The sequence below is a fragment of the Streptococcus mitis SK564 genome, assembly GCF_000148525.1.
GTDB classification, from domain to species: domain Bacteria; phylum Bacillota; class Bacilli; order Lactobacillales; family Streptococcaceae; genus Streptococcus; species Streptococcus mitis_H.
This window is the reverse complement of record NZ_AEDU01000022.1, coordinates 1-22,922: the sequence shown is the minus strand read 5'-3', so window position 1 is coordinate 22,922 and position 22,922 is coordinate 1. Positions and strand designations below refer to the sequence as shown.

Annotated in this window: 19 protein-coding genes, 1 tRNA gene, 1 other RNA gene and 6 pseudogenes; 4 read left to right on the top strand and 23 right to left on the bottom strand. The window is 41.5% G+C overall.

Going from position 1 to position 22,922, the window contains the following annotated elements; genetic code table 11:
• Window positions 1-5: 5 nt before the first annotated feature.
• From plsX to SMSK564_RS09630, 3 genes are read right to left on the bottom strand one after another with little or no spacing between them, the layout of a single operon-like run.
• On the bottom strand, window positions 6-998 hold the full coding sequence (gene plsX / locus SMSK564_RS09640; protein WP_000717450.1) for a phosphate acyltransferase PlsX: 993 nt from the start codon (window positions 996-998) through the stop codon (window positions 6-8).
• Window positions 995-1,765 (bottom strand): DNA repair protein RecO, encoded by a 771-nt coding sequence (recO, locus tag SMSK564_RS09635; protein ID WP_000616152.1) that lies wholly within the window; start codon window positions 1,763-1,765, stop codon window positions 995-997. Before recO ends, plsX begins: the two co-directional genes overlap by 4 nt.
• The gene (locus SMSK564_RS09630) at window positions 1,762-2,931 is read right to left on the bottom strand and encodes a pyridoxal phosphate-dependent aminotransferase (RefSeq protein WP_000366354.1); all 1,170 of its coding nucleotides are present in this window, start codon (window positions 2,929-2,931) and stop codon (window positions 1,762-1,764) included. The genes recO and SMSK564_RS09630 overlap by 4 nt, the downstream gene beginning before the upstream one ends.
• A gap of 148 nt (window positions 2,932-3,079) precedes the next feature.
• On the opposite strand from SMSK564_RS09630, the gene SMSK564_RS09625 reads away from it, so the two are divergent.
• Entirely contained in the window at window positions 3,080-4,090 is a 1,011-nt protein-coding gene (locus SMSK564_RS09625; RefSeq protein WP_000009135.1) for a YeiH family protein, read from the top strand.
• A 226-nt stretch (window positions 4,091-4,316) separates the two neighbouring features.
• Here the strand turns inward: SMSK564_RS09625 and SMSK564_RS09615 are convergent, their stop codons facing one another.
• Window positions 4,317-4,754 carry a CoA-binding protein gene (locus SMSK564_RS09615; protein WP_000076466.1) on the bottom strand — a complete coding sequence of 146 codons (438 nt, stop codon included), beginning with the start codon at window positions 4,752-4,754 and terminating at the stop codon, window positions 4,317-4,319.
• An 84-nt stretch (window positions 4,755-4,838) separates the two neighbouring features.
• The gene (polA, locus tag SMSK564_RS09610; RefSeq protein ID WP_000358438.1) at window positions 4,839-7,472 is read right to left on the bottom strand and encodes a DNA polymerase I; all 2,634 of its coding nucleotides are present in this window, start codon (window positions 7,470-7,472) and stop codon (window positions 4,839-4,841) included.
• A gap of 147 nt (window positions 7,473-7,619) precedes the next feature.
• Between polA and SMSK564_RS0102785 the strand changes: the two genes are divergently transcribed.
• Both SMSK564_RS0102785 and SMSK564_RS12865 read left to right on the top strand, forming a co-directional pair.
• The gene (locus tag SMSK564_RS0102785; protein WP_000175240.1) at window positions 7,620-8,510 is read left to right on the top strand and encodes an Rpn family recombination-promoting nuclease/putative transposase; all 891 of its coding nucleotides are present in this window, start codon (window positions 7,620-7,622) and stop codon (window positions 8,508-8,510) included.
• Window positions 8,507-8,863, top strand: a pseudogene (locus tag SMSK564_RS12865) (Rpn family recombination-promoting nuclease/putative transposase); the annotation flags it as partial. The gene SMSK564_RS0102785 and the pseudogene SMSK564_RS12865, both read left to right, overlap by 4 nt.
• Before the next feature lie 140 nt (window positions 8,864-9,003).
• Here SMSK564_RS12865 and SMSK564_RS12860 read toward each other — a convergent pair.
• The 17 genes and pseudogenes from SMSK564_RS12860 to comW form a co-directional block, all read right to left on the bottom strand.
• Window positions 9,004-9,147 (bottom strand): annotated as a pseudogene (locus SMSK564_RS12860) (LPXTG cell wall anchor domain-containing protein); the annotation flags it as partial.
• A gap of 66 nt (window positions 9,148-9,213) precedes the next feature.
• The gene (locus tag SMSK564_RS13860) at window positions 9,214-10,698 is read right to left on the bottom strand and encodes a PspC family transcriptional regulator (RefSeq protein WP_000753301.1); all 1,485 of its coding nucleotides are present in this window, start codon (window positions 10,696-10,698) and stop codon (window positions 9,214-9,216) included.
• Between the two features lie 221 nt (window positions 10,699-10,919).
• Window positions 10,920-11,828 (bottom strand): PspC-like choline-binding domain-containing protein, encoded by a 909-nt coding sequence (locus SMSK564_RS13935; protein WP_000757035.1) that lies wholly within the window; start codon window positions 11,826-11,828, stop codon window positions 10,920-10,922.
• Between the two features lie 373 nt (window positions 11,829-12,201).
• Window positions 12,202-12,615, bottom strand: a pseudogene (locus SMSK564_RS13545) (Rpn family recombination-promoting nuclease/putative transposase); the annotation flags it as partial.
• 1 nt (window position 12,616) lies between these two features.
• Window positions 12,617-12,994, bottom strand: a pseudogene (locus SMSK564_RS09585) (FliH/SctL family protein); the annotation flags it as partial.
• 6 nt (window positions 12,995-13,000) lie between these two features.
• Window positions 13,001-13,413, bottom strand: a pseudogene (locus SMSK564_RS13505) (Rpn family recombination-promoting nuclease/putative transposase); the annotation flags it as partial.
• A gap of 4 nt (window positions 13,414-13,417) precedes the next feature.
• Window positions 13,418-14,365, bottom strand: coding sequence for an Rpn family recombination-promoting nuclease/putative transposase (locus tag SMSK564_RS09575; protein ID WP_000603338.1), 948 nt, complete (start codon window positions 14,363-14,365; stop codon window positions 13,418-13,420).
• A 118-nt stretch (window positions 14,366-14,483) separates the two neighbouring features.
• Window positions 14,484-15,452 (bottom strand): ribose-phosphate diphosphokinase, encoded by a 969-nt coding sequence (locus tag SMSK564_RS09570; protein ID WP_000010160.1) that lies wholly within the window; start codon window positions 15,450-15,452, stop codon window positions 14,484-14,486.
• A gap of 144 nt (window positions 15,453-15,596) precedes the next feature.
• Window positions 15,597-16,412, bottom strand: coding sequence for a PrsW family intramembrane metalloprotease (locus SMSK564_RS09565; protein ID WP_000742254.1), 816 nt, complete (start codon window positions 16,410-16,412; stop codon window positions 15,597-15,599).
• A gap of 24 nt (window positions 16,413-16,436) precedes the next feature.
• Complete coding sequence (locus SMSK564_RS09560) at window positions 16,437-16,934, bottom strand: beta-class carbonic anhydrase (protein ID WP_004236873.1); 498 nt, start codon at window positions 16,932-16,934, stop codon at window positions 16,437-16,439.
• Between the two features lie 72 nt (window positions 16,935-17,006).
• Entirely contained in the window at window positions 17,007-18,368 is a 1,362-nt protein-coding gene (gene radA, locus SMSK564_RS09555) for a DNA repair protein RadA (RefSeq protein ID WP_080554212.1), read from the bottom strand.
• Window positions 18,369-18,381: 13 nt separating this feature from the next.
• Window positions 18,382-18,948, bottom strand: coding sequence for a histidine phosphatase family protein (locus SMSK564_RS09550; RefSeq protein WP_176602635.1), 567 nt, complete (start codon window positions 18,946-18,948; stop codon window positions 18,382-18,384).
• Complete coding sequence (locus tag SMSK564_RS09545) at window positions 18,899-19,342, bottom strand: dUTP diphosphatase (protein WP_000701987.1); 444 nt, start codon at window positions 19,340-19,342, stop codon at window positions 18,899-18,901. Before SMSK564_RS09545 ends, SMSK564_RS09550 begins: the two co-directional genes overlap by 50 nt.
• 56 nt (window positions 19,343-19,398) lie before the next feature.
• Window positions 19,399-19,494: signal recognition particle sRNA small type (gene ffs / locus SMSK564_RS12850), an RNA gene on the bottom strand.
• Between the two features lie 34 nt (window positions 19,495-19,528).
• Window positions 19,529-19,996 carry a tRNA adenosine(34) deaminase TadA gene (gene tadA, locus SMSK564_RS09540; RefSeq protein WP_001110113.1) on the bottom strand — a complete coding sequence of 156 codons (468 nt, stop codon included), beginning with the start codon at window positions 19,994-19,996 and terminating at the stop codon, window positions 19,529-19,531.
• A 199-nt stretch (window positions 19,997-20,195) separates the two neighbouring features.
• Window positions 20,196-21,482, bottom strand: a complete 1,287-nt coding sequence (locus tag SMSK564_RS09535; RefSeq protein WP_001832534.1) for an adenylosuccinate synthase — start codon at window positions 21,480-21,482, stop codon at window positions 20,196-20,198.
• 230 nt (window positions 21,483-21,712) lie between these two features.
• Window positions 21,713-21,955, bottom strand: a complete 243-nt coding sequence (comW, locus tag SMSK564_RS09530) for a sigma(X)-activator ComW (protein WP_000956963.1) — start codon at window positions 21,953-21,955, stop codon at window positions 21,713-21,715.
• A 646-nt stretch (window positions 21,956-22,601) separates the two neighbouring features.
• Here comW and SMSK564_RS09525 point away from each other — a divergent pair.
• Window positions 22,602-22,757, top strand: a pseudogene (locus SMSK564_RS09525) (transposase); the annotation flags it as partial.
• 87 nt (window positions 22,758-22,844) lie between these two features.
• On the opposite strand, the gene SMSK564_RS0102770 reads toward SMSK564_RS09525, so the two are convergent.
• A tRNA-Asn gene (locus tag SMSK564_RS0102770) sits at window positions 22,845-22,918 on the bottom strand.
• Window positions 22,919-22,922 lie beyond the last annotated feature (4 nt).

The following is a 22,922-nucleotide window of genomic DNA, read 5'->3' as shown; positions in this document are numbered from 1 at the left end:
CTCTTTTATTCTCCTGAAAATTCACGCGCAGTCTGGGCAACTACGTCTGTTTCTAGCATGGTACGAATCTGGCGAATTGTACTATAAACAGCCTTGGCATCGCTTGAGCCATGAGTCTTGACAACCGGTGCCTTGACACCAAACAAGACCGCTCCACCAACATCTGAGTAGTTGAGCTGTTTTTTCAAACCTCTGAGGCTGTCCTTGAGAAGGAGGGCGCCTAGTTTCGCTCGAAGCCCACCACCTGTAATAGCTGTCTTGAGCAAGCCCATGATTCCCATGGCTGTCCCTTCGATGGATTTGAGCACAGCGTTTCCCGTGAAACCATCTGCCACGACAACATCCGCAACGCCATTCATCAAATCACGCGCTTCCACGTTTCCGATAAAATTCAAACTTTCATCAGCTACCAGTAATTCATAGGTTTCCTTACGAAGGGGGTCACCCTTACTACTCTCTGTTCCGTTGTTGAGCAAACCAACGCGTGGTTGCACAATGCCACGGACATTTTTAGCATAAAAGGAACCGAGGACAGCGTATTGATGGAGGTGCTGGGCTGTATTTTCCGCATTGGCACCGAGATCCAGCATATCAAAACCCTTCCCATCTACAGTCGGCAAGGTCGACATAAGCCCAGGTCGATCGATATTCTTGATACGACCCACGATGAAAAATCCTGCTGCCAACAAAGCACCTGTATTCCCAGCCGAGAGGACAGCGTCTGCTTCACCCTCTTTGACAGCCTTGGCCGCCAAGACCATACTGGCATTTTTCTTCTTCCGAATAGCTCTCGTAGGTTCATCGTCTGAATCAATCTTTTCATCCGTATGGATTATGCTGACGCGCTCTGTCGCTGTCAGATATTGCTTGATTTTAACTTCATCTCCATAGAGTTGAACCTCGATATCTGAAAAGTCAGCTAGGGCTTGATTGACACCCTCAACGATGGCCTGAGGTGCGTAATCGCCTCCCATGGCATCTACTGCGATTTTTTTCATTTCTTTTCCTCTTTTAGTAATTGTCCCCAGTCTGCTAGGGAATCAATAAATTTCTTTGATTTTAGGTGAATCCCAACGTACTCTTCGTAGAGTTGATCCATAAATTGGCGTAGCTCTTGCTTAATTTCAGGTTTGAGCGAAATGGTCTCCAAGGTTTCAAAATCAATGGCTTGAAATTGATTGAGCAGATAAGGGATATTGGGATTGAGATGGCAACATCTCTCATCCTCATGATAATGCTCTGGGCAAAGACAGGCTCCATATTTGAAAGAAAAGTCAAAAGCCTGACCAACCCGATGGCAAAAGACACACTCATTAAAATTGAGGCTGATCCCAAATCGAGTCAAGATTTGGATTTCAAAAATATTGGTCAAAACCTGATAATCCAAGCCAGCTTCCATCAACTCTAAAGTCTTTTGCAAAAAAGCAAATAAGGGAGCATCCTGCTGATTGTCCTGCAAACTAGCATCTGCAAGAGCTGCCACGTAGGTCGCATAAGCCATGACAAAGAGATCGCTATTAATCTTGGGAAAAGTCATCACCTCATGATAGTCCTCAATGTAGCTAAGCCCGTCATCATTGATTCGTAAGAGAAATCGAGCCAGTACCAAGGGCTGAATAACAGACGCCAGTTTGGATTGACCAGCATGTTTGACGAAAAACATGCGTTTACCAGCCTGCTCTGTAAAGATTTTGACTAGCTTATCATCCTCACGAAAGTTGCGATTGTAGAGCACCAAGCCTTGACTCGTGATAGACTGAATCATGCTTCTCTCATGTACTCCTCAAGTCGTTTCATGGCTTCTTTGATAGTCTCCATGCTGGCTGCATAAGATAGGCGAACATAGCCTTCACCATAACGCCCAAAGGCAGCACCAGGGATAAAGGCAACGGCCTTCTTCTGAGCAAAATCCTTGAGAAAGGCAAAGGAGTCTTGGTTGTAGCCCGCTGGAATCTTAGCAAAGATATAGAAGGCACCGTCTGGTTTGATAATCTCAAAACCAAGAGCAGTCATTTTCTCGATAATATAGTCCCGACGCTGGATGTATTCCTTCTTCATAGGTTCCGCATCGTTTTTACCAGCCGTCAAGGCTTCCACCGCAGCGTGTTGAGCCATGGTATTTGCGGCAGTGACCAAGTACTGGTGACTCTTAATCAACTGAGCTGTAAAGGCTGCAGGAGCGAAAATCAGACCTAAACGCCAACCTGTCATGGCATGCGATTTAGACAAACCATTGATAATAATAGCCTGGTCTCTCAACATAGTTCCTAGAGACACATGGGCTTCGCCTGTGTAGGTCAATTCTGAGTAAACCTCATCACAGACGACGAAAATCTCGTACTTGCGTAAAACAGCTGCCAAGGCTTCCAACTGCTCCCGACTATAGGTAATTCCTGTCGGATTAGCTGGATAGTTGAGAATAACCGCCTTGAGCTTGTCACCTTGCTCCAAAATGGCCTTCTCCAACATTTCAGGAGTCAAGACAAACCCATTTTCAGTTGTGTCAATCTCGACAACCTCTGCCCCAACTAGATTGACAATCGGTTCATAACCCGGATAAGCAGGAGCTGGCAAGAGTACCTTGTCTCCCTCTTCCAAAATAGCTGTCAAAGTAGCAGATAAGGCCTCTGTCGCCCCAATTGTAACCAAGATTTCATTTTCAGGAGCATAGTCCAGTTGATACTTTTCCTTAACAAAATCACTGGCCGCCTGACGTAAGGTCAGCAGACCACTCATCCCTGTATAGTAGGATTGGTTCTGATCAATCGCTCGCTTGGCCGCCTCCTTGACATGATCTGGCGTTGTAAAATCAGGTTCCCCCAAGGTCAAACGCAAGACCCCAGGAATCTCCGAAATAGCCTGGTCAAACTGACGAATCAACGAAACTTGAATCTTATCTAACTGTTTATTAAAGCGCTTAGTTAAGTCCATAGATACCTCCTACTGTAAAAACGTATCTCTATTATACTACAAAAGCCCCCCGACCGCAAAAATACATGATAGAATAGCTTTCCACTTTCTATTTTACTTTTCCTCTTTACAGGTCTATAATGGTAACAGATCCTATTTGGAGGTTTTTATGTCATTTCTATCAAAAAATGGAGCAGGCATCTTGGCCTGCCTTCTCATTTCCATCCTATCTTGGTACTTAGGAGGATTCTTCCCTGTGATTGGCGCGCCCGTTTTTGCCATTTTCATAGGCATGCTTCTCCATCCCTTTCTCTCACCCTATAAACAACTGGATGCTGGATTGACCTTTAGTTCTAAAAAATTGCTCCAGTATGCCGTTATCTTGCTTGGTTTTGGTCTCAATATCTCTCAAGTCTTCGCAGTAGGGCAATCTTCGCTCCCTGTCATCCTGTCCACCATTTCAATAGCCTTAATTGTTGCCTACCTCTTCCAGCGCTTCTTTGCACTGGATACAAAACTGGCTACCTTGATTGGAGTGGGTTCTTCTATCTGTGGGGGCTCTGCCATTGCGGCGACAGCGCCCGTTATCCATGCCAAGGAAAAGGAAGTAGCCCAAGCCATCTCCGTTATCTTTTTCTTCAATGTCTTGGCTGCGCTCATCTTTCCAATCCTAGGCACCTGGCTTCATCTATCCAATGACGGCTTCGCCCTCTTTGCAGGAACTGCGGTCAATGATACTTCCTCTGTAACCGCCACAGCCAGCGCTTGGGACAGTCTCTACCAGACCAATACCCTCGAATCCGCAACCATTGTCAAACTCACACGTACTCTAGCTATTATCCCCATCACTCTCTTTCTCTCCTACTGGCAAAGCCGCGAGCAAAAAAATAAGCAAGGATTGCAACTGAAAAAAGTCTTCCCACTTTTTATCCTTTACTTCATCCTTGCCTCTCTCCTCACTACACTACTCACCTCTCTCGGTGTGTCCAGTAATTTCTTTACCCCTCTCAAACAACTCTCTAAATTCCTTATTATCATGGCCATGAGTGCTATCGGTCTCAAAACCAATTTAGTAGCTATGGTCAAATCCAGTGGAAAATCCATTGTTCTCGGAGCTATTTGCTGGATTGCCATCATCCTCACTAGTCTTGGTATACAGACCCTTATCGGCATTTTCTAATACTCTTCGAAAATCTCTTCAAACCACGTCAACGTCGCCTTGCCGTATATATGTGACTGACTTCGTCAGTCTTATCTACAACCTCAAAGCCGTGCTTTGAGCTGGCTTCGTCAGTTTTATCTGCAACCTCAAAACTGTGTTTTGAGCAACCTGCGGCTAGTTTTCTAGTTTGCCCTTTGATTTTCATTGAATATAACACAAAAGGTAGCCCATCAGCTACCTTTTCTTATGCTTCCTCAATTAAGCGTGTATGTTCTCTCTTAATGCAACGATTCATCACGATGTCATCGCATCCACCAGCACGTAAGATTTCTTCTGCCTCTAGACTTTCAAGTCCTAGCTGTGCCCAAAAAATCTTGGCATCAGCTTTGAGAAAATCACGCGCCACATCTGGCAAAAATTCACTGCGACGGTAAACATTGACAATATCTACAGGAAAAGGAATCTCTGCTAGACTAGCATAAGCCTTTTCACCCAAGATTTCTCCACCTGCCGCCTTGGGATTGACTGGAATGATTTTATAACCTCGAGCCTGCATTTCCTTGGTCACTCGATTGCTGGTTGTTTCCTCACGGTCTGATAAACCCACTACAGCAAGGGTTTTACTCGTTGCTAGATACTGACAAATCACACCATCACTTGGATTGATAAATTCTTGACTCATAGAAATCCTCCTTTTTCATCAGTATAGCACAATTTGAAAAGGCTTGCATAATTCTACTACAAAAAAGGAGGACTAGCCCCCTTTTTATTTAGCCTCGTACCAGGTTGCCCCTTCATTTTCATCTGCGATGAGGGGAACACTGAGTTGAATGGCTTCTTCCATAGTTTGTTTGACCAATTTTTTCATCTCTGCCAATTCAGATTTAGGAACTTCAAGGACGATTTCATCGTGCACTTGTAACAGCATCTTAGTCTGATAACCACCTGCAACCAAGGCTTTATCCAGCTGAATCATAGCAATCTTGAGAATATCTGCCGCCGACCCCTGGATAGGAGAGTTGATAGCTGTCCGCTCTGCAAAACCACGAATATTAAAGTTGCGCGAATTGATATCTGGCAACTCACGACGACGCTTGAAGAGGGTCTCTACATAGCCCTTATCACGCGCCTCCCGCACCACTTCATCCATGTAGTTTTTAATACCTGGGAAGCGTTCAAAGTAGGTATCAATGTAGGCCTTGGCCTCCTTACGGCTGATGCCCAGATTATTAGACAAACCAAAGTCTGAAATCCCGTAAACCACTCCAAAGTTAACGGCCTTGGCATTGCGACGGTCGTTTGCAGTCACATCTTCAGAACGCTCAATTCCAAAGACCCGCATAGCTGTCGAAGTATGGATATCTGCCCCCTCTTGGAAAGCCTTGATCAAGTGCTCATCCTTAGAAATATGCGCCAAAACGCGTAATTCAATCTGCGAGTAATCCGAGCTGAGTAGCACACTATCCTCCCACTCAGGCACAAAAGCCTTCCGAATGAGACGACCTTGTTCCAAACGCACAGGAATATTTTGCAAGTTTGGATCCACACTAGACAAACGCCCAGTCTGGGTCAAATCCTGAACATAGCGAGTATGAATCTTACCATCAGCCAAAATCCAGTCCTGCAAGCCAATTACATAAGTGGATTGAATCTTAGCAATCTGACGGTAATCCAGGATTTTCTTAACAATTGGCGCAATAGGAGCTAGACGCTCCAACACATCCACGGCTGTCGAATAACCGGTCTTGGTTTTCTTAGTGTATTCTAGAGGAAGTCCCAACTTTTCAAATAGGAGGACACCCAACTGCTTAGGCGAGTTGATATTAAACTCCTCACCAGCCAGTTCGTAAATTTCCTGAGTCAGTTTTTCAATGACAAGATCATTTTCAGCCTGCATCTCAAGCAAGGTCTCTTTCTTGACCGTAATCCCAGCAATTTCCATCTTGGCAAGGACAAAAGCCAGAGGTTGCTCCATATCATAAAGAAGCTCTAATTGCCCATTTTCGCTGAGTTTTTCAAGTAAAACAGGCTCAGTCTCAACCAAAATTGCAAGCTTACGAGCTAAGTGTTCCAAGAATTTCTCACGTTCAGGAAGGGCCTTCTTGACACCCTTACCATAGAAAGTCTCATCATCGATCAAATATGTCTGACCATAAAGACTAGCAATAGTCGCAATTTCATTGTCCTCCACAGTCGAAAGGAGGTATTTAGCCAAACGGCTGTCAAAAGCAGGTGCCTGCAAATCCACACCAAAACGATGCAAGAGAACTTTAGCCTTCTTAAAGTCATAAACTCTCAGAGGTGTTTTTTCTAAAAAGGCCTTGAAAATAGGCTCTTGCAACAGCTCAAGCTTGTCTGTAGCATAGAGCTTTTCCCCACAAGACCAGGCAAATCCAACCAAATCATCCGTATGGTAATTCTCACCAAAAAGCTCAAAATGGAAGATAGACTCTTCACTCAGCATATCTTGGCTAATTTGGTCAACGATAGTAAAGTCCAAACTCTCAGCGACATCAGCTGACGACACATTTAAAGCCTGCTTGAGCTGTTTGAAGCCCATCTCATCGTAGAATTTTCCAAGATTTTCCACATCTGGACCACTATAGACCAAATCCTTCAAACCAATCTCAATCGGTGCCTTGGTATCAATGGTCGCTAGTGTTTTAGACAAAAAAGCCTGTTCCTTATCATTGATGAGATTGTCCTTCATCTTAGAAGCCTTCATCCCATCAATATTTTCATAAATTCCCTCAAGCGAACCATGCTCCAGCAAGAGCTTGATACCCGTCTTTTCACCGATTTTGGTCACCCCAGGGATATTATCCGACTTATCTCCCATAAGCGCCTTGAGATCGATAAACTGAGTCGGTGTAATACCCATCTTTTCCATAAGATAGTCTGGCGTAAAGGCCTCAAACTCAGCTACACCTTTCTTGGAAATTTCAACCACCGTATGCTCATCCGTCAGCTGAATCAAGTCCTTGTCCCCACTGACAATGGTAATATCAAAACCATCCTGCTCTGCTAGTTTATCCAGTGTCCCAATGATGTCATCCGCCTCATACTGAGCCAACTCATAGTGACGAATCCCCATATGATCCAGCAACTCACGAATAAAAGGAAATTGCTCACGAAACTCATCAGGAGTCTTAGCCCGACCACCCTTATAGTCCGCATACATCTCTGTCCGGAAAGTCGTCTTTCCCGCATCAAAGGCTACTAAAATATGACTAGGCTCAACCCTCTCCAACAAATGGCTCAACATCAACTGGAAACCATAAATCGCATTGGTATGCAAACCAGCCGCATTCTTAAAACGGTCCAACTGCTGATAGAGCGCAAAAAACGCCCGAAAAGCTACAGAAGACCCATCAATCAATAATAATTTTTTCTTATCCATACACCTATTATAAAGGAAAGCACCAAAAAATACCATTGGAAAGAGCTAGAGCAAGTATTTTTCAAACTTTTTCCGAATAAATAGATAGTAGCAGTAAATCTAGCAAACCTAGATTTAAAAATGTGCTATAATGAAAGGAGAAAGAATATGACATTACGTCATCCGGGCATTAGCCCGACCAATGACTTAGTTGCTAAGAAAATCTTTAGCAATCCAGAAATCACTTGTCAATTTATCCGCGATATGTTGGATTTACCAGCAAAAAATGTAACCATTTTGGAGGGGAGTAACATTCACATCTTACCTTCCCTACCTTACTCGGCTCAGGATTTCTATACCAGTATAGATGTCTTGGCGGAGTTGGATAATGGAACCCAAGTTATCATTGAAATTCAAGTTCATCATCAGAATTTTTTCATCAATCGCCTGTGGGCTTATTTGTGCAGTCAGGTCAATCAAAATCTTGAAAAAATTCGCCAACGAGAAGGTGATACACACCAGAGTTACAAACACATCGCACCAGTTTACGCAATCGCTATTGTGGATAGCAATTATTTCTCAGATGACTTGGCTTTTCATAGCTTTAGCATGCGAGAGGATTCGACAGGTGAGGTTTTAACCATCACCAATAATGGACAAGAAAACCATCTGGTTAAGATGGCGTTCTTGGAATTAAAAAAATACAGAGAAACCAGCAAAGACAAGGTTCGCAAACCGTGGTTGGAGTTTTTCGGGAATAAACCCTTTACCCAGCAACCCGAGCGAGCCATCAGCCAAGCAGACCAACTGCTGGACTACAAGAGCTGGTCCGAGGAGGACAGGAAAATGTTTAGTCAACTACGTATGCGTGAAGAACAAGCTTTGTTAGCGCAGGACTATGCCTTGGAGCAAGCTGAAGAAAAGGGCTTAGAACGTGGGAAACTTTTTGCCTTTCTAGATTTAGTACGCCAACATGTTCTAACTTCTGAATTTGCGAGTGAGCAATTGGGCATGACTGTCTCTGAATTTGAAGAACTATTGAAAGAACATCACAAATAAGAACTAAAAAATACAGAGAAACCAGCAAAGATAAGGTTCGCAAACCGTGGTTGGAGTTTTTCGGTAATAAGCCCTTTACTCAACAACCCGAGCGAGCCATTAGCCAGGCAGACCAACTGCTGGACTACAAGAGCTGGTCCGAGGAGGACAGGAAAATGTTTAGTCAACTACGTATGCGAGAAGAACTGGCATTGTTGGCACAGGACTATGCCTTGGAGCAAGCTGAGGAAAAAGGTATTGAACATGGAAAACTGCTTGCTTTTTTAGATATGGTTCGCAAACATCTTTTAACCATTGAGGTTGCAAGTGAGCAATTCGGCATGAGCATCGCTGAGTTTGAGGCACTATTGTAAGTTTATAGAATAACATAAAAGTGAACAAAGCTGAAACATCGTTTTGTTCACTTTTTTCTTCTTTTCAACAGAATTCTCACTATAGTCCATATCCCAAAAAGAGAAGGTCATAAATCCTTCTCTTTTATATCTTCAACTAATTAGTTTTTGCGTTTCACAAATGGAAGTGCACTTAGGAGCAATCCAAGGAATCCCAATGATGCAATTGCAACATTATCTTTACCACCAGTGTTAGGAAGTTCTTTCTTATCTTCTGCTTTCGCAGCTGGGGCTTGATAAGTATTATATCAGCAAGTATATGCTATAAAAAACTAAGCTAAAAATCTCCTAGTGACATAAACAAATTCAAACTACACCCACTCACCGTTGGCATTTACGTAATAACCATCAACTGTAGTGCTAACAGCAAGGGCACCTGAGCTATAAGCATAGTACCATTTATCTCCAACTTGGAACCAGCCTGTCTTCATAGCGCCTGAACCATCAAGATAATACCATGTACCACTTTGGTTCAACCAGCCGGTTTGCATGGCACCTGAATTATTGAGATAATACCACTTACCATCTACAAGTTTCCAACCTGTTTGCATAGCACCTGAGCCACCTAGATAATACCATGTACCATTTTCTTTTATCCATCTAGTACTCATTTTACCTAAACTGTCGAGATGGTACCAACTACCATTTATAAGTTTCCAGCCAGTTTGCATGGCACCTAAATCATTGAGATAGTACCAATTGCCATCAACTTGTTTCCAACCAGTTCCCATCACACCAGTTTCATCCAAGTAATACCATGAGCCATCTTTAAGCCAACCTGTCTTCATTCCATCTTCTTTAGAGAAATAATACCAGTCACCGTCAATTTTCTTCCATCCAACTGATCGGTTCCCTTCATTATCAATAAAGAATTTTTTACCATCAATTACAACAATATTAGGTGTCAAAACACCATCTTTTTCATTTAGATAGTATTGTTTATCACCTAAGGTTAGTAGCCCTTTTTTCATTGCTCCATCAGTTTCAAAGTAGTAGGTCTTACCATCAATCTTTTGCCAGCCAGTAACTTTTTTACCATCCCTGATATAGTAGACTTTCCCATCTTCGGTTTTGAACTGTCCCACGCTTGCATTCGTACCTTGATTTTGGTTATTGCCTGCACCATTATTGGCATTAGCATTATTTGGGTTGCTATTTCCACTATTATTCACATTACTATTGTTAGTCGTTCCAGTATCATCTGTAGATTTTTCTGGTGTATACACATGGAAAAGAACACCATCTACCAATTTACCAGTAGAGTATTTATATTTTGGAATATCTGGATGACTTGTATCTGATGCTGCAGTTCCTGTACGGGGAGCCTTAATATCAATAGGGATATCACTACCCTTTTTGTATTCTACAAAGCGAACTGTCTTTATTGTAAAATTGGAGCTAGATGTTGAACCGTGATTATTATCAGTACTAGCAGTATTGTTTTGGTTATTATCTCTATGATATGGATTTGTTGGAATACTATTCGTACTACTTGTGGTACTAGTAGGAGCATACATATGGTAAAGAATACCCTCTTCCTCTCTACTGCTAGTATATTTATAATTAGCAATATCTGGATGATTTGTATTAGATGCAGCTGATCCTGCAAGAGCTTCTTTAATATCAACTAGTCTACCATTTTGGAATGTTACAAAATGAATTTCCTTAAATGATGAAGTCGATTGAGCACCTGTAGACGATGTACCAGTTCCTGTACTTTCAGCGTTCACTGGTTGAATTGCAGCCATAGCTAGCGCAGAAGTAGCTAGCAAGATACCTGTAAGTGTTTTCTTCATAAGAAAAACCTCCTTTGTTAACCTATTAAATTTATTTCATTATATTCCTTTTCTATAATTAATGCAATAAAAAACATAAAAAGTGTAGAAATATTTAAAGGTAAAAAGCTCTTCTTTATGTAGCATATATTTAATACAATTCCTCATGCCCCAATAACTAGACCTGTCAAAAAAAGAAAAAACTAGGAGATTGTTCTCCTAGTCTTATTTATATATCGGTATTATACCAACTCACCACTTGCGTTAACTGTGTAACCGTCAGGAGTAGTTGTATTTACAAGCAAAGCACCTGAAGCATTTAGGTAGTACCAGTGACCACTTACATATTTCCAGCCTGTTTGCATTGCACCTGCACCATCTAGGTAGTACCAGTGACCACCTACATATTTCCAACCTTTTTGCATTGCGCCTGAACCATCTAGGTAGTACCAAGTTCCGTTGTCTTTAACCCAACCTGTTTGCATGATACCATCTTTATCTAGGTAGTACCAAGTGTCGTTATCTTTAAGCCATCCAGTTGCTTTATTTCCTTGAGCATCTTTCAAGTAAGTCCATTGACCTTTAGCGTTTTTAGCCCAACCTTGAGTAGCTTGACCATGCTCTCTAAAGTAACGAGCATTTCTTTGCTCAGGTGTTTCATTCAAGATGTAGTACTTACCTTCTTTTTTAACAGCTGTATTCCAAACTGTTTGGAAATGTTTAATCGCTTCATTTCTAACCTTAGCATATGCTTCTTCATAAGCTGTCTTAGCTTTAACAACTGCTAATTTGTATGGAGCTAAACGTACATCACGGTCATGAGCAAAATTTTCTGGAGCATTTTCTGCTTTACCATACTCTGCTACAGTTTTATTAAATTCTGCCTCAGCGTTTGCTAATTCTGCTTGAACTTTTTCAAGTTCTGCTTTCTTCACTTTGAGGTCTTCATTGTGAGCTGCGATATATTCATTAACTCTATCAGCAGTAATAAATTCTGTTTGGCTGTTATAAACATCATACTTTCCACCACCTACTAATGGTTGATCGTATGCACCTGGAAGGTTAGCCCCACCATTAACGTCTGCTGAAACAGCTTGAACAGCACCAAATGCTGCAAGAGCGACTGCGCTTGTCAATAAAACTTTTTTCATCGTTTTATCTCCTTTGTTTTTCATTATATATTTTTTCGTAAGACTATCTTACTACCATACAGTATATAAATATTTGCAGGATTTGTCAAGAGTTTTCTTATGTTTTTTAAACTTTTTACCTATTTCTTCGAAAAAAGGAGAAGAAAACTAACTCACGAAAAAATTCCCCCTGAAATACTCTAGCTTCCAAGTTGACATTTCGCAACTACTCATCCCTCAGATGATATCTTTTATATCTAAACTATATAGATAGTTAGACAGAACTTACTTCCTTGGTATTATCTTACAAACCCTTGTAAAAGTCAAGTAAAAACGGCAAGTATTTGGATAACACTTGCCATTTCATAAACTTTCTACTATATAAAGATTGAACTCATAATAAAGCCTCAAATTCAGCGACAGTCATGCCTAATTGCCGGCTTGCTATCTCGGAAGTCAGCAGACCTTGGCGAACCATGTCTAAGAAGGCAAAGAGTTTCCCACGTTCTAAACCTTGTTCAATACCTTCCGCCCTAGCAGTTTCCAAGGCATAGTCCTGTGCCAACAAGGCTTGTTCTTCGCGCATACGTAGTTGACTAAACATCTTCCTGTCCTCCTCGGACCAGCTCTTGTAGTCCAGCAGTTGATCTGCCTGGCTGATGGCACGCTCAGATTCTTGGGTAAATGGCTTATTCCCAAAAAACTCCAACCATGGCTTGCGAATGCTATCTTTGCTGGTTTTTCTGTATTTTTTTAGTTCCAAGAACGCCATCTTGACTAGATGGTTTTCTTGACCATTATTGCTAATCTTACAACAACGCCTCAAACTCAGCGACAGTCATACCTAATTGCTGGCTAGCTACCTCAGGTGTTAGAAGACCTTGGTGACCTTGGTGAACTAGATTTACTAAACCTACTTTTAACCCCTCTTCGATACCCTCTGCACGGCCACGTTCTAATCCTTTTTCTTCAGCTTGTTCCAAGGCATAGTCCTGTGCTAACAAGGCTTGTTCTTCGCGCATACGTAGTTGACTAAACATTTTCCTGTCCTCCTCGGACCAGCTCTTGTAGTCCGGCAGTTGATCTGCCTGGCTGATGGCTCGCTCGGGTTCTTGGGTAAAGGGCTTGTTACCGAAAAACTCCAACCATGGTTTGCGAACCTCATCTTTGCTGGTTTTTCTGTATTTTAGGTCTTATTTATGATGGTCTTTCAATAGCTCCTCAAACTCAGCTACTGACATACCCAATTGCTGGCTGGCAACCTCAGCAGTTAAAAGATGTTGGCGAACGAGATTTACTAAACCTACTTTTAATCCCTCTTCGATACCCTCTGCCCTAGCAGTTTCCAAGGCATAATCCTGAGCCAATAATGCTTGTTCTTCACGCATACGTAGTTGACTAAACATTTTTCTGTCCTCCTCGGACCAGCTCTTATAGTCCAGCAGTTGGTCTGCCTGGCTGATAGCTCGCTCAGGTTGCTGGGTAAAGGGTTTATTCCCGAAAAACTCTAACCACGGCTTTCGAACCTCGTCTTTGCTGGTTTCTCTGTATTTTTTAATTCCAAGAACGCCATCTTAACCAGATGGTTTTCCTGACCGTTAGTGCTGGTCTTATAACAGCGCTTCAAACTCCGCTACTGACATACCCAATTGTTCACTCGCGAATTCGGAAGTTAGAGCATGTTGGCGAACCATGTCCAAGAAAGCAAAGAGTTTTCCTCGTTCAATCCCCTCAGTTCGACCACGCTCCAGTCCCTGTTCTAAACCTTGTTCAATTCCCTCTGCTCGTCCACGCTCTAAACCTTTCTCCTCAGCTTGTTCCAAGGCATAGTCCTGTGCTAACAAAGCTTGTTCCTCGCGCATACGTAGTTGACTAAACATTTTCCTGTCCTCCTCGGACCAGCTCTTGTAGTCCAGCAGTTGGTCTGCTTGGCTGATGGCTCGCTCTGGTTCTTGGGTAAATGGTTTATTCCCGAAAAACTCCAACCACGGCTTGCGAACCTCGTCTTTACTGGTTTCTCTGTATTTTTTTAGTTCCAAGAATGCCATCTTGACTAGATGATGTTCCTGTTCATTATTTGTGATAGTTAAGACCTCACCTGTCGTATCCTCTCGCATGCTAAAACTATGAAAAGCTTGATCATCCTGAAAGTAATTACTAGCCACAATAGCGATTGCGTAAACAGGTGCAATATGCTTGTAACTCTGGTGTGTATCACCTTCTCGCTGACGAATTTTTTCTAGATTTTGATTGACCTGACTGCACAGGTAAGCCCACAGGCGATTGATGAAAAAATTCTGATGATGCACCTGAATCTCAATAATTACTTGTGTCCCATTGTCTAACTCTGCCAAGACGTCTATACTGGTATAGAAATCCTGGGCTGAGTACGGCAGGGAAGGCAAGACATGAATATTGCTCCCCTCCAAAATAGTTACATTTTTGGCTGGTAAGTCCAACATATCGCGAATAAATTGACAAGTGATTTCTGGATTGCTAAAAATCTTCTTAGCAACCAAATCATTGGTTGGGCTGATGCCCGGATGTCTGAGAATCATCCTTTTCCTCCTTTTATTATACCACAGTTTTAAATCTAGGTTTACTAGATTCACTGCTACTATCTATTTATTCGGAAAAGAGATGAAAAAAACCTGAGAATCATCTCAGGCTTGGTCATTAAATCTTTTTCTCAATACTGAAAAGTGGAGAAAGTGGGCGTTTTTCATGGATACGAACGATAGCATCCCCTAGGAGATGAGCGATTGAAATCTGCTCAATTTTATCAATCAAACGCTCTTCTGGCAGATAGATGGTATCCAAAACAACCAATTTCTTAATAGCTGAATTTTGGATATTGTCCATAGCAGGACCAGAAAGAACTGGGTGCGTACAGCTTGCATAGACTTCAACAGCACCAGCTTCTGCCAGGGCATCTGCCGCGTGACAAATAGTTCCAGCAGTATCAATCATATCATCAATCAAGATACAAGTCTTGCCTTCTACCTTACCGATGATGTTCATGACTTCACTAGTATTCATCTTATCAACGCTACGACGTTTGTCAATGATAGCGATAGATGTTTTCAAAAATTCTGCCAACTTACGAGCACGAGTCACCCCTCCATGGTCTGGGCTGACAACCACATAGTCAGAACCAACCATGCCACGACGCTCAAAATAATCCGCAATCAGAGGGGCTCCCATCAAATGATCCACAGGAATATCAAAGAATCCTTGAATCTGCGCAGCATGCAAGTCGATGGTCAATAAACGATCCACTCCAGCTACTTCAAGCATATTTGCTACAAGTTTTGAAGTGATTGGCTCACGCGCTCTCGCCTTTCTATCCTGACGTGCATACCCATAGTAAGGCATGACAACATTGACAGATTCTGCACTCGCACGCTTCAAAGCATCCACCATAATCAAAATTTCAAGCAGATTGTCATTTACAGGCGAGCTAGTTGATTGTAGGATAAAGACGTGTTTCCCACGGATTGATTCTTCGATGTTGACCTGAATCTCTCCATCTGAAAATTGGCGAACACTTGATTTCCCCAACTCTATCCCAATCTCCTGCGCCACACGTTCTGCCAATTCTTTATTAGAAGAAAGGGCAAACAGCTTTAAATCAGAAAAAGACATGATTTCCTCCGGTATATATGTATCACTTGTGCTTTTCACAAGATTTTCCATATACCATTGTAGCGCTTTTTACACTATTTTTCAATCAAAAATAAAAGAAGGGCACCATATTTGTACCCTTGCATCATTCTTTTGAAAAATATTCTAATTCATTATCTCATCGTTCTTCTCAACAAAACGATAAGCCTGATAAAAACCATAGAGAGTAATAGCCATAACCACTGGAATCGCTAAAGGCAACTCTGTCTCTAATTCTACAAAAGGAGAATTAAACAAGAAGTGAGTTCCCAAGGCTAAACCTAGGAAAATAAGTCCCTGTTTCTTGCCAACCTTCTGTCCTTTATAAGCTCTGTAAAGCAAGTAAACACCCACTACAGCCAGACCTGAAAAAGTCCAGTGAGAGGCAATTCCTGAGATGATACGCTCCAAAATCCTTGAAATGGTAAAATCAAAGCCCTCTGGCAAATCTGTACGAATGTAGCCAATATCCTCAATCATTTGGAATCCCAAACCAGAAGCAATCCCTAGTAAAAACAAAGATTTTAATTTTCGCACAGGAATCAAAGCTAAAACAAAGACAAGTGGCAACAATTTCAAGGGCTCTTCTACCAAAGGAGCCACAATCGCACTTTCAAAGGCATTTAAAAATGCACTATCTGGGAAAAGAACGCCAAGCAAATCATGGATATAGGTATTCGCAAAGCTAGATAGCCAGCCTGAAAGGAACATCCCGCCCAATAAAGACAAGATCAAGGCGTTCTTTGGCAATTCCCATTTTTTCCCAATACGGAAAAGGAAATAAAGAGCCGGAATCATGTAAAAGAGAGCTAGAAAGATAGAAACTCCCATTAGTCCATATTCCGCACCTGACATCGAACCGTCCGTATAGTAGATGGTTTCATACTGCAAACCAATACATAGCAATAAAATAAAAATAAATAAAATACTGTTTTTCTTCATACACTTTCTTTCTAAATGAAGTATTTACAATTCTACTACTGTCATACTTCCTGTATCCACATCGTAAATAGCACCAGAGATAATGACATCGTCTGGTATTAGGGGAGACTCGATAAGGAGTTGCATATCCTCGCGTACACTCTCCTCTATATCTTGGAAGGGCAAGAAGTCCTGGTCTGACACATCGACACCCAATTCTTCCTTCAAATACTCCTGAAAAGAGCCATTTTCAAATGTCTGAGCACCACAGTCTGTATGGTGCAATACCACAATCTCTCTTGTCCCCATTTGTTGCTGGGAAATAACTAGCGAACGAATCATGTCCTCAGTCACTCGGCCACCTGCATTCCGCAAGATATGAGCATCCCCAAGTGCCAAACCTAGAGCTTGCGCAACGTGCAGACGTGAGTCCATACAGGTCACAATAGCTACTCTGGTTTTGGGTTTAAGTGGCAGATTTAACTGCCCATGTAGGGCAACATAAGCCTGATTGGCTTGCATAAACTGTTCAAAATACGACACGATTCCCTCCTTGAAAATTTGATAGTCAAATATTTCTCCTATCTTATCATTTTTAAGAGGATTTGTCACGGATTATGCAAAGACCTTTTTCAAAACTTCCTGAATCGTTGTCACCCCAATGACCTGTATTTCCTTGGGCGGAGTGATTCCTGTCAAGGAATTCTTAGGTACATAAATCTTAGTAAACCCAAGTTTAGCAGCTTCATTAATACGTTGCTCAATACGATTCACGCGCCGAATCTCTCCAGTCAAGCCAAGTTCTCCTACAAAACATTCCTGAGGATTAGTTGGCTTGTCTTTATAGCTCGAAGCAATAGCAACCGCAACGGCCAAGTCTATCGCAGGTTCATCCAATTTGACACCCCCAGCAGATTTGAGATAGGCATCCTGATTTTGTAAGAGAAGACCTGCCCGTTTTCCCAAAACAGCCATAATCAAGCTAGCGCGATTGAAGTCAAGACCTGTCGTAGTACGCTTGGCATTTCCAAACATGGTCGGTGTTACCAAGGCCTGAACCTCCGCCAAAATCGGACGCGTCCCTTCCATGGTCACAACGATTGATGAACCAGTTGCTCCATCCAAACGCTCTTCTAGGAAAACTTGACTCGGATTGAGTACCTCAACCAAACCGCCCGACTGCATCTCAAAAATCCCAATTTCATTGGTAGAACCAAAACGGTTTTTGACCGCTCTCAAGATACGAAAGGTATGGTGACGTTCCCCTTCAAAGTAAAGCACCGTATCCACCATATGTTCCAACATACGCGGACCAGCTAAGGTTCCTTCCTTGGTCACATGACCAACAATAAAGATGGCGATGTTATTGGTCTTAGCCAGCTGCATGAGCTCTGCTGTTACTTCCCGCACTTGAGAAACAGAGCCTTGAACTCCTGAAATCTCAGGAGACATAATCGTCTGTATAGAGTCGATGATGAGGAAGTCTGGCTGGATGCGCTCCACCTCAGCTCGAACACTCTGCATATTGGTCTCTGCATAGAGATAAAACTCGCTATCAATATCTCCCAAGCGCTCTGCTCGTAGCTTAATCTGCTGGGCAGACTCCTCCCCACTGACATAGAGAACTGTCCCCACTTGAGACAACTGGGTTGAGACTTGTAAAAGAAGGGTTGATTTCCCAATCCCAGGATCCCCACCAATGAGAACGAGACTTCCTGGTACCACTCCGCCTCCAAGTACACGGTTGAATTCCTCCATCTCCGTCTTGGTTCGATTGACATTGATTGAAGTCACCTCAGCCAATTTCATGGGCTTGGTTTTCTCACCTGTCAAGGACACACGCGCATTCTTGACCTCGGCAACCTCAACCTCTTCTACAAAAGAAGACCAAGACCCACAGTTGGGGCATCGTCCCAGATATTTAGGGGAATTATACCCACAATTTTGACATACAAATGTCGCTTTTTTCTTTGCGATGATAAACCTCTTTCTATATCTCTAACTCATACTCAATCACTTGGCAAAAATCAATCTTCTCGTCTGGTACAAATTGGCGCATGAGCATTCGATGAGCAACAACTACCACAGTCTGATGTTCTCGATACTTAGACATACATTCTAGAAAACGAGACTTCATCTCCGCAGCTGTCTCATATCGAATAGGACTATTAGGAAGTAACTTCCCCTTATTTTCTAGAAACATAGTACGAGCTTTTTCAAAATTATCTGTGCCACTTTCATAAACCTGCCATTCATGCAATAATGGCTCCACTCTCAAAGGAAGTCCCGTAGCACAAACTACATAAGAAGCCGTTTCTAAAGCTCTTGTGACTGCAGAAGATACGATTATTTCAGCTGAAGGAAGCAAGGGATTGGTGCTCAATTTCTGGGCTTGCTGCCGTCCCTTCTCAGACAAGGGTGCCAAATCTATCCCAAATCCCGTATAAGAACGCTCCTCTACCTCACGATAATCTGGCTCCCCATGACGTACAAAGATAATCTTCATTCTAGTGCCCAGTCGATCCAAAACCACCAGTCCGCACGCCGTCTGCCGCATCTCCATCTGCAATTAAGAAAGGAGCAAAGACAGCTTGGACAACACGTTCTCCAACTTCAAGAACAACCTCTTGATCTGTGATATTCTTCATCTGCGCAAAAATATGCCCTTCATTTCCAGGATTTCCATAATAATCCCCATCAATGACACCAACCGAGTTAATCAAGACCAAGCCCTTCTTACGAGGGTTTGAAGAACGATCATAAAGGTAAAGAACCTCAGTCGGTTGCATATAAGCCTTAACCCCTGTCGGAACCAATACAATCTCTCCTGGCGCAATAACCGTACGCACAGCAACCTTTAAGTCGTAACCAGCCGCATGCGCTGTCTCACGCTTGGGCAATAAATTTTCATCTGTAAAACTAGAAACCAATTCAAAACCACGAATTTTCATCATCTTCTCTTTTCTATTATCATTTATTCTAGATTATTCTATCTTATTTATTCGGAAAAAGCACGAAAAAAAGAGCACACAATTCAAATCGCTTAGGGTTGCTGGATTCCTCCCCTGACCCGCTTCACGCAGAACTGTTGCTCCACTGTTAATTATATCACATTCCTATTCATTTTAAAAGCAAAATTATTTTTTCCGTCTATTTCTAAAAAAGTCCTGCATAATAGCTGCGCATTCATCTTCCAAAATTCCCGTTTCAACCTCCACACGATGATTGAGACGCTCATCTGTCAAGATATCGTACAAACTCCCAGCAGCGCCAAATTTCTGGTTTTTAGCCCCATAGACCACGTTTGGAATACGGGCGAGTCCAATCGCACCACTACACATGACACACGGCTCAATAGTCACAAAAAGCGTGCAATCCAGCAAGCGCCAACTCTCCTCTCTCAGATTCGCATTCTCTATGGCCATAATCTCCGCATGCATAACCGCTCGTTGCAACTCTTCACGCGCATTATGCCCGCGACCAATGATTTTGCCATCTTTGACAATCACACAACCAATTGGAATTTCATCGTGTTCAAGAGCAATCTCAGCCTCTCTCAAAGCTTCCCTCATAAAGACTTCTTTTTCTTCAACTGTATAATTCATCAATTTCCCTTTTACTACTTGTCGATTTTATTATTATATCATGAATCCCAATACAAAAAAAGCCACCGAATGCGGTGACTTTATAGGGAGATTATTATGAAAAAGAAAAGTTTAGGATATTTGTTACAACAAGTTAGGAGGTCTTCTTGTAACTGTCTATAGTATACCCGACCTATCTTAAACAAATCTTAAAAATCTCTTAGGACCAAACACTTTCTAAAATATTTGTTTGTTCACGACCAGGACCTACTGAGAAAGTAGAAATACGAACGCCAACCAATTCACTCACACGACGAACATAGTTACGCGCATTCTCAGGAAGATCTTCCAAATTACGAACTCCAGTAATATCTTCTGACCAACCTGGCAACTCTTCATAGATAGGCTTGCAACGTTTCAATTGCTCAAGACTAGCTGGATAGTAGTCAATACGTTGACCATCAAGATCATAGGCCACACAGATCTTCACTGTATCTAAACCACTCAAAACATCGATAGAGTTCAATGAAAGGTTAGTAATACCAGAAACACGACGGCTATGACGCATGACAACTGAATCAAACCAACCCACACGACGTGGACGACCAGTTGTTGTACCATATTCATGACCAACTTCACGGATACGTTCTCCCACTTCATCAAACAACTCAGTTGGGAAAGGACCGTCTCCTACACGACTCGTATAGGCTTTACATACACCTACAACCTTATCAATCTTACTTGGCCCAACACCTGAACCAATGGTCACACCACCAGCCACAGGGTTTGATGACGTAACAAATGGATACGTACCTTGGTCGATATCTAGCATAACACCTTGTGCCCCTTCAAAAAGCACACGTTTACCGTTATCAAGCGCATCATTCAAGATAACAGATGTGTCTGTCACATATTTCTTGATTTGTTGACCATATTCGTAATACTCTTCAAAAATATCATCGAAAGCAATCGCTTTACTGTCATACAATTTTTCAAAAAGACGATTCTTTTCAGCAAGGTTACGTTCTAAACGCTCACGGAAAATATCTTTATCTAAAAGATCTGCAATACGAATCCCAACACGAGCAGCCTTGTCCATATAAGCTGGACCAATTCCCTTGATTGTAGTACCAATCTTATTGTCACCCTTAGCCTCTTCTTGCAAACGATCCAACTCGATATGATAAGGCAAAATAACATGCGCTCGATCAGAAATACGCAAGTTATCAGTTGTAACACCTTCCTCATGAAGATAGCTCAACTCTTTTACAAGAGATTTAGGATTTACAACCATACCATTCCCAATAACAGAGATTTTTTCAGGGAAGAAAATCCCAGATGGAATCAAGTGCAATTTAAACTTCTTACCATCAATCACAATCGTGTGACCAGCATTATCACCGCCTTGGTAACGCGCAATCACTTCTGCATTCGCTGAAAGGAAGTCTGTAATCTTCCCTTTACCTTCATCACCCCACTGGGTACCTACAACAACAACTGAAGTCATAATCTTGTCTGAGCCCTCAAGCTCTTCCTTTCTCACATACATGGCAGGACTCTCACCTGCAATTATATCTTACAATTTATTATAAGAAAAAATCTCCTTTTTATCAAGAAGAAACAATAGAAAGATTTGCTATTTCCAACTATTAAAAAATGATTTAGAAAAAATTTCGGCTATTTATTATTATTTTTCCACAAAAAGTTAAATTTGTTCGGAAATTAACTCACATTGTCTCAACAAGCAACAAAACCTTGTTTCATTATCAATTTTTCAAGATACAAACGATAAGCAACACGATAATGGTAAACGATAAAATCCCTACGACACCCAATGCCATATCGAACTAAATAATAAATCAAAAATTTAAAATGAAAATGTTCCCATTCCCAACTATTATCAAAGAAAGTAGCATACTCTTCTTCGATACTGTCATAGAAATCAGTCATCTGATCATAAATATTTTGTAGCGTAAGCATACACTCCTTTACTTTTTATGATCTTATTCTAACAAAAAATTTTAATTAATCATTAATAACTCCTGAATTGTTAAAATACCAACCTCAACAAGAGAAAAAATAGGAAAAGTTGACAGAATAGAAATAAATTTACTACCTAAATTAGACTTTGATAAAAACCTTATTGACTGCGTTAAATACTAAAAGAGACTGAGGAAAAAATCTTAAAATAAGAAAAACGCATATTATCAGATATTCAAATCTATGTAATTTTGCATTATCTATAATAGCTGATGGTATGCTTAATTTTGTATAGTCGCTTAGTTTAAAATGCGCATGTTATAATAAAGCTATGCATATCTAGTAAATTGAAATAAGAGATGAATAAATCGATTAGGAAAGTCAAATTAATTTCTAGAAATATTTTTAGCAGTTGTAACATACTATTCTAGTTCCAATCTACTATATTGACGAAACGGGAATCGCCCCCTACCTCTATCGTCCTTATGATGCACGGGCTCCTAGAGAGGAGAAAGTCTATGAAAATATTATCAGACGGCGTTTTGAGCGGACTTCAATTGTTTCAGGAAAAGTAGAGGGAGAGTTTATAGCTCCTATTTATAAAGTGGTTCAAAATGCAACTCCTACCTGCTTTGAAGAGACTTCATATTACGACGCCAAATTAGAAGCGACTAATAATCTCATTAAACTTATCAAGCGAAATGCCTTTGGATTTCGGAACTTTGAAAACTTCAAAAAAAGGATTTTTATCGCTCTGAATATCAAAAAAGAAAGGACGAAATGTGTCCTTTCTCGATCTTAGCCTTTTCTTCAACCCACTACAGTTGAAAAAAGCCTAGATTATTAATTACATAATAAAAAAGAGGCTGATACCTCCTTTAACTAACTACTCCGCCAGTAGGACTCGAACCTACGACATCATGATTAACAGTCATGCGCTACTACCAACTGAGCTATGGCGGAATAA